We start from the raw sequence: 6919 nt of genomic DNA on the forward strand, positions 1-6919 counted from the left end.
GCGGCGGTTCAGTGTCCCAGCGCGCGATACGGCGCCAGCAGGGCCTCGTCGGCGAAGCACTCCGACGGCATCAGGAAGCGCGGCTCATGACCGGCGGCGAAGGTCTCGCGGATGGCCGTGGCGGCGATGTCCAGCGGCGTGATCGCGATGTCCACCACCAGGCCGGCCGGACCGTGCACGCGCGGCGCGCGGCGGTCGGCCACGAAGGCGGCCAGTTCGTCAGGCAGCGGATGCACGCCACCCGGCCGGGTCAGCACGCCGATATGGGCGAGACGGAACAGGTCCTTCCACAGATGCCAGGACGACAGGCCGGCGAAGGCGTCGGCGCCCACCAGCAGCACCAGCGGGCGATCCGGGCCGATCTCGGCGCGCAGCGAGGCCAGGGTGTCGACGGTGTACGACGGACCGTCGCGATCCAGCTCGCGGGTATCGATGGACAGGCGCTGCTGCCCCGACAGCGCGGCGCGCAGCAGGGCCACGCGCCCGGCGGCATCAGCCACCGGCGGCGGCCGGTGCGGCGGCGTGCGCGCCGGCACCATGCGGACCTCGGCGTCGAGCGCCTCCACGGCCTCCCACGCGGCGCGCAGGTGGCCGTTGTGGATCGGATCGAACGTGCCGCCGAGAATGGCGAGCGGACGCGCCTCGCTCATGCGAAGGCCGCCGCGGCGCGGGGCTCGGCGATGGCCGCGATCAGGCGCTCCGCTTCCAGCCACGGATCGCCCTGCTGGCGGCCCTTGGCCATGCGGTCGATTCGCGCGGCACGGGCGAGGCAGCCCATCCAATGCTCACGGGGCGCACGACGCAGGGCCTTGCGGAACAGTTGCTCACGCGCGGGCCAGAGGCGCTCGGCCTTGGCCTGCGACGAGAAATCGCGCGCGTTGGCGAGACGCAGCGCGAGCTGGAGCTGGTTCACGATCCAGCCCATCAGGGCGATCAGTTCCTCGCCCTCGGCACGCAGCCCGGCGAGGATGCGCAGCGCGCGGCCGCCCTCCCCGGCGAACGCCGCGTCGGTGAGCTTGAAGGCGTCGAAACGGGCGCTGTCGGCCACGAGGCTTTCCAGCGCTGCCGCGTCGAGACGGCGGTCGCCCGCCAGCACCACGAGCTTGTCGATTTCCTGGGCGGCGGCGAGCAGGTTGCCCTCCACGCGCTCGGCGAGCATCGACACCGCGTCGGGCGTGGCCTGGACGCCGCGTGAGGCGAGACGCGCGCCGATCCACTGCGTCCACTCATGCGGGCGCGGTGCATTGAAGACGATCTGGATACCTGCCTGGTCCACATGCTTGGTCCAGGCCGCATCGTGCTTGCTGCTCCACTCTGTAGCGGTGATCAGCAGCGTGGTGTCGGGCGGTGGGTTACCCACGAACTCAGTGATGGCCGCACCACCGTCCTTGCCCGCCCTGCCGCCGGCGAGGCGCAGGTCGAGCAGGCGTTGCGTGGCGAACAACGACAGGCCCGCCGACGCGCGCGCCAGGTCGTTCCAGTCGAAGCGGCTGTCGGCTTCCAGCACTTCGCGTTCGCTGTAGCCGAGCCGGCGCGCCATGGCGCGCACGGCGTCGGCCGCTTCCAGCACGAGCAGCTCTTCGCCCACCAGCAGGTAGACCGGCGCCATGCGATCGCCGGCGAGGTGCTTCTGCCACTGGCCGGGATTCATCGGCACCGGAGGTATCTCCTTACTGCGCGGAGGACGGCGCCGCCACCGACGGATGCGCGCCGGCCGCCTGCAGACGGAACAGGATGGACTGCACCATGTCGCCGATCAGGCTGCGCTGCAGTTCTTCGGTCTGGCTGGCGGTACCGATGGTGTTCGTGGCGTCGTAGCTGAACTCACGCGACATATCGACCGACTGCGTCGGAATGATCTGCGTGCCATCCGGCGCCTTCGCGTTGAAATCAACGTGATAGCGCACGGCGTATTCGGTCACGCGGGCCGTACCGCTCACCGTCAGCGAATCGGTGCGGAAGGCGTTGGTGGTGATGGCCAGCTCAGCCGAATCCGCACCAGGCTTGTCCACGATGGTGGCACCGGAGTTCTCGAGCGCGCGCGTGAGATCGCGCTCGAGCTTGCCGCCGCCGGACACCGTGAGGTGGATCTTCTTCATCCCCGGCGGCAGCGCGGCCGACTGGCGAAGATGGAAGCCGCAACCGGCCAGCAGGGCGACGGTGGCGACGACCAGGGCGGCACGCAGCGAACGGGAAAGCTTCAGGCTCATGGTTATCCTGCGACGATGTTGACGATCTTGCCGGGCACGACGATCACCTTGCGCACGGTCAGGCCTTCGAGGAACGCCGCCACCTGGGGTACGGCCCTCGCCATGGACTCGGCGTCTTCCTTGGAAGCGGAGGCCGGCACCTCGATGGTAGCGCGAAGCTTGCCGTTCACCTGAACCGCGTAGGTCAAGGAGTCGCGGACCAGCGCCGTGGAGTCCACGGTCGGCCAGCCGGCGTCTTCCACCAGCGTTTCCGCATGGCCCAAAGCCTGCCAGAGCGCGTGCGACACGTGCGGCGTGAACGGATTGATCAGGCGGATCACAGCCGTGAAGATCTCCTGGCGCAGGGCCACGCCCTGCGTGCTGGCGTCGTCGAACTTGCCGACGGCGTTCAGCAGTTCCATCAACGCGGCGATGGCCGTGTTGAAGGACTGGCGGCGACCGATGTCGTCGGTGACCTTCTGGATGGTTTCGTGCAACTGGCGACGCAGCGTCTTGCGGGCGACATCGCCGGCCGGGTTGTCGCCCTGCCCCGCACCCGCTTCCACATGCGCGGTGACGTCGCGCCACAGGCGGCGCAGGAAGCGCGACATGCCTTCCACGCCCGCCTCGTTCCATTCCAGCGACTGGTCAGGCGGCGCGGCGAACATGGAGAACAGGCGCACGGTGTCGGCGCCGTAGCGGGCGATCATCTCCTGCGGGTCCACGCCGTTGTTCTTCGACTTGGACATCTTCTCGACACCGCCGATCTCCACCGGCTGGCCATCGGCGCGCAGCGTGGCGCCGACGATGCGCGCGCGATCGTCGCGCTGCACGTCCACGTCAGCCGGGTTGAACCAGGTGAAGGAGCCGTCGGCTTCCTTGCGGTAATACGTTTCGGCGATGACCATGCCCTGGCAGAGCAGGTTCGTGGCCGGCTCGTCGCTGTTCACCAGCCCTTCGTCACGCATGAGCTTGTGATAGAAGCGGAAGTACAGCAGGTGCAGGATCGCGTGCTCGATGCCGCCGATGTACTGGTCGACCGGCGTCCAGTAGTTGGCGCGCTCGTCCACCTGGGCCTGTGCGCCCGGGCTGGTGTAGCGGGCGTAGTACCAGCTCGACTCCATGAAGGTGTCGAAGGTGTCCGTCTCGCGCTCGGCCGGGCTGCCGCAGTTCGGGCAGGTGGTCTTGCGCCATTCCGGGTCGGCCTTGATCGGCGACTGCACGCCGGAGAATTCCACGTCTTCCGGCAGCACGACCGGAAGCTGGTCTTCCGGCACCGGCACGGCGTCGCACTTCGGACAATAGATGACCGGGATCGGGCAACCCCAGTAGCGCTGGCGGCTGACGCCCCAGTCGCGGATGCGCCAGTTGACCCGGCGCTCGCCACGACCGGCGGCTTCGAGCTTCGCCGCGATGGCGTCAAACGCCGCGTCGAAGTCCAGGCCGTCGAACTCGCCCGAGTTCACCAGGTAGCCATGTTCGGTATAGGCGGCAGTTTCCTGGACGTCGCTCTCGAACGAGCGCACGGTCTCCACGGCCGCCGAGGTGGCATAGGCATCGGTGCTGCCGCCGTCCAGCGCCTGCTGGGTGGCGTCGGCGCCCTCGCCCTTGCTGAGGTCGCGGCTCATCTCCGCCAGCGCGTCGAGCACGCCACGGTCGACCACCACCATCTTGATCGGCAGCGAATACTTCTGGGCAAACTCCCAGTCGCGCTGATCGTGGCCAGGCACGGCCATGACCGCGCCGGTGCCGTAGCCCATCAGCACGAAGTTGGCGACCCACACCGGCACCTTCTCGCCGGTGATCGGGTGGATGGCGTCCACGCCGGTGTAGTAACCGCGCTTTTCCTGGGTTTCCAGTTCGGCCTCGGACACGCCGCCGGACTTGCAGCTTTCAATGAATTCGGTGAGCCCCGGATTGCCCGCGGCGGCGCGCGTGGCGATCGGATGCTCGGCGGCCACGGCCACGTAGGACACGCCCAGCAGGGTGTCCGGACGGGTGGTGAACACCTTCAGCGGCTCGGCCTGGCCATCCACGTCGAAGGTGATCTCCAGACCCTGCGAACGGCCCAGCCAGTTGCGCTGCATGGTCTTCACGGCATCGGGCCAGCCCGGCAGGGTGTCCAGGCCGTCGAGCAGTTCCTGCGCGTAGACGGTGATCTTGAGGAACCACTGCGGGATCTCGCGCTTCTCGACCACGGCGCCCGAGCGCCAGCCCTTGCCGTCGATGACCTGCTCGTTGGCGAGCACGGTCTGGTCGACCGAGTCCCAGTTCACGACGCTGTTCTTGCGGTACACCAGGCCCTTCTTCATGAGCCGGGTGAACATCTGCTGCTCCCAGCGGTAGTACTCGGGGCGGCAGGTGGTGACCTCGCGGGTCCAGTCGTAGGCGAAACCCATGCGCTTGAACTGCTCGCGCATGTGCTCGATGTTCTTGTAGGTCCACTTTGCCGGCGCCGTGCGATTCTTGATCGCGGCATTCTCGGCGGGCAGGCCGAAGGCGTCCCAGCCCATCGGCTGCAGCACGTTCTTCCCCTGCTGGCGCTGGAAGCGGCTGATCACGTCGCCGATGGTGTAGTTGCGGACGTGACCCATGTGAAGGGCACCCGAGGGGTACGGGAGCATCGAGAGGCAGTAGTACTTCGGCTTGTCCGTGTCCTCGGTAACCTCGAAGGCGCGGGTGTCGTTCCAGAAGCGCTGGGCGGCGGTCTCGACGGCGTCGGGGGCGTAACCGCCCTGTTCGCGCGTTCCCTGGTCGTGGGTGTCCTGCATGATGTCCTGGTAATCCGGAAAGGAAAGACTGAAAGGCCGCCCCTGGCGTTTGCGGCCTGTAATCGCGGGAGACTATCCCACGGGGGGTATCCCGGCCAAGTCCGGCCACCGGCCCGGCGGGCGGGGCGACGGGGCAAATCCGCGCTAGAATAGGCGGTTAGCCCCATCCACGGCCTCGATTCCATGTCCTCACACCTCACCGAAACCCGGCGCCGGCGCAGCTTCGCCATCGTCAGCCACCCCGACGCGGGCAAGACCACGCTGACCGAAAAGCTCCTGCTGTTCGGAGGCGCGATCCAGATGGCCGGTTCGGTGAAGAGCCGCAAGGCGGCCCGCCATGCCACCTCGGACTGGATGGCCCTGGAAAAGGAGCGCGGCATCTCGGTCACCTCGTCGGTGATGCAGTTCCCGTACAACGACGCCATCGTCAACCTGCTCGACACCCCAGGCCACGCGGACTTCTCCGAGGACACCTACCGGGTGCTCACGGCAGTGGACTCGGCCCTGATGGTGATCGACTGCGCCAAGGGCGTCGAGGAACGCACGATCAAGCTGATGGAGGTCTGCCGCCTGCGCGACACGCCCATCATGACCTTCATCAACAAGCTCGACCGCGAGGGCCGCTCCCCGATCGAGCTGCTGGATGAAGTGGAATCGGTGCTGGGCATCGCCTGCGCCCCGCTCACCTGGCCGATCGGCATGGGTTCGCGCCTGAAGGGCGTGTACCACGTGCTGCTCGACGAGGTGCACGTGTTCGAGCCGGGCAAGAACTTCACCCGCCAGGATTCCACCATCTTCAAGGGCCTGGATCACCCCGAACTCGCCGCCCGCCTGGGCGAGGAAGCCCTGAACGACCTGCGCGACGAGCTGGAGCTGGTGCTAGGCGCCTCGAACCCGTTCGACGTGGAGGCCTACCTAGCCGGCAAGCAGACCCCGGTGTTCTTCGGCTCGGCCGTGAACAACTTCGGCGTGCAGCTGCTGCTCGACTTCTTCGTCGAGCACGCCCCGTCGCTGCGCTCGCGCCAGACGCTCACGCGTGAAGTGAAGCCGGACGAAGAAAAGCTCTCGGGCTTCGTGTTCAAGATCCAGGCGAACATGGATCCGGCACACCGCGACCGCGTGGCGTTCATGCGCATCTGTTCGGGCACGTACACCGCCGGCATGAAGATGCAGCAGACGCGCACGGGCAAGGAAGTGCGCATCGCGAACGCCCTCACCTTCATGGCGTCGGACCGCGAAATCGTGGAGACGGCATACCCCGGCGACGTGATCGGCCTGCACAACCACGGCACGATCACCATCGGCGACACCTTCACCGAAGGCGAAGGCCTGTCGTTCACCGGCATCCCGAACTTCGCGCCGGAACTGTTCCGCCGCGCACGCCTGCGCGACCCGATGAAGATGAAGGCCCTCCAGAAGGGTCTCGCGCAGCTGTCGGAAGAAGGCGCAACGCAGTTCTTCCGCCCGCTGATGTCGAACGACCTGATCCTCGGTGCAGTGGGCGTGCTCCAGTTCGACGTGGTGGCGTATCGCCTGAAGGACGAATACAACGTCGACGCCGCGTTCGAGCAGGTGGGCGTGGCGACGGCGCGCTGGATCCATTGCAGCGATGAGAAGAAGCTGGAGGAGTTTCGCGAGAAGAACGCGGCGAATCTGGCGATCGACGCGGCGGGCGAGCTGGTGTACTTGGCGCCGACGCGCGTGAACCTGCAGTTGGCGCAGGAGCGCTGGCCGATGGTGCGCTTCTCGGCGACGCGTGAGCATGCGGCTTCGGTCGAAATGTGATCGGTTAATCGCTGCGCGATTCGTGATTTAACGGCTTACGCCGTAACGCCGCTTCGTAGGGTTGGCTCGCCTTCGGCATCGCGCGCGGCGCTCGGGCGTGGCGGTGGAGCCGTCGGGCCGCCGCCGGGGCGCGCCGGCTCCGCCGTCCCTCGGGAAAGGTTGGCCGCTGTGCGG

Annotated in this window: 5 protein-coding genes; 1 reads left to right on the forward strand and 4 read right to left on the reverse strand. The window is 67.6% G+C overall.

From position 1 onward, the window contains the following. Positions 1-8: 8 nt before the first annotated feature. From nadD to leuS, 4 genes are read right to left on the reverse strand one after another with little or no spacing between them, the layout of a single operon-like run. A complete protein-coding gene (nadD, locus tag GAK28_RS16950; protein ID WP_291781780.1) occupies positions 9-650 on the reverse strand; it encodes a nicotinate-nucleotide adenylyltransferase in 642 nt (213 codons plus the stop codon). Beyond that, the gene (holA, locus tag GAK28_RS16955; protein WP_291781794.1) at positions 647-1651 is read right to left on the reverse strand and encodes a DNA polymerase III subunit delta; all 1005 of its coding nucleotides are present in this window, start codon (positions 1649-1651) and stop codon (positions 647-649) included. The genes nadD and holA overlap by 4 nt, the downstream gene beginning before the upstream one ends. 19 nt (positions 1652-1670) lie before the next feature. Beyond that, complete coding sequence (lptE, locus tag GAK28_RS16960; RefSeq protein WP_291781782.1) at positions 1671-2210, reverse strand: LPS assembly lipoprotein LptE; 540 nt, start codon at positions 2208-2210, stop codon at positions 1671-1673. 2 nt (positions 2211-2212) lie between these two features. Further along, entirely contained in the window at positions 2213-4960 is a 2748-nt protein-coding gene (gene leuS, locus GAK28_RS16965; RefSeq protein ID WP_291781784.1) for a leucine--tRNA ligase, read from the reverse strand. Positions 4961-5143: 183 nt separating this feature from the next. Between leuS and GAK28_RS16970 the strand changes: the two genes are divergently transcribed. Next, on the forward strand, positions 5144-6745 hold the full coding sequence (locus GAK28_RS16970; protein WP_291781786.1) for a peptide chain release factor 3: 1602 nt from the start codon (positions 5144-5146) through the stop codon (positions 6743-6745). The last annotated feature ends 174 nt before the right edge of the window (positions 6746-6919 follow it).

Origin of the sequence: Luteibacter sp. (assembly GCF_009912395.1) — a bacterium.
GTDB lineage: Bacteria > Pseudomonadota > Gammaproteobacteria > Xanthomonadales > Rhodanobacteraceae > Luteibacter.

Bases quoted from the DNA above. Each gene is read 5' to 3' on its own strand.
- GAK28_RS16970 (WP_291781786.1), top strand. From the start codon at position 5,144: ATGTCCTCACACCTCACCGAAACCCGGCGCCGGCGCAGCTTCGCCATC.
- nadD (WP_291781780.1), bottom strand. From the start codon at position 650: ATGAGCGAGGCGCGTCCGCTCGCCATTCTCGGCGGCACGTTCGATCCG.
- lptE (WP_291781782.1), bottom strand. From the start codon at position 2,210: ATGAGCCTGAAGCTTTCCCGTTCGCTGCGTGCCGCCCTGGTCGTCGCC.
- leuS (WP_291781784.1), bottom strand. From the start codon at position 4,960: ATGCAGGACACCCACGACCAGGGAACGCGCGAACAGGGCGGTTACGCC.
- holA (WP_291781794.1), bottom strand. From the start codon at position 1,651: ATGAATCCCGGCCAGTGGCAGAAGCACCTCGCCGGCGATCGCATGGCG.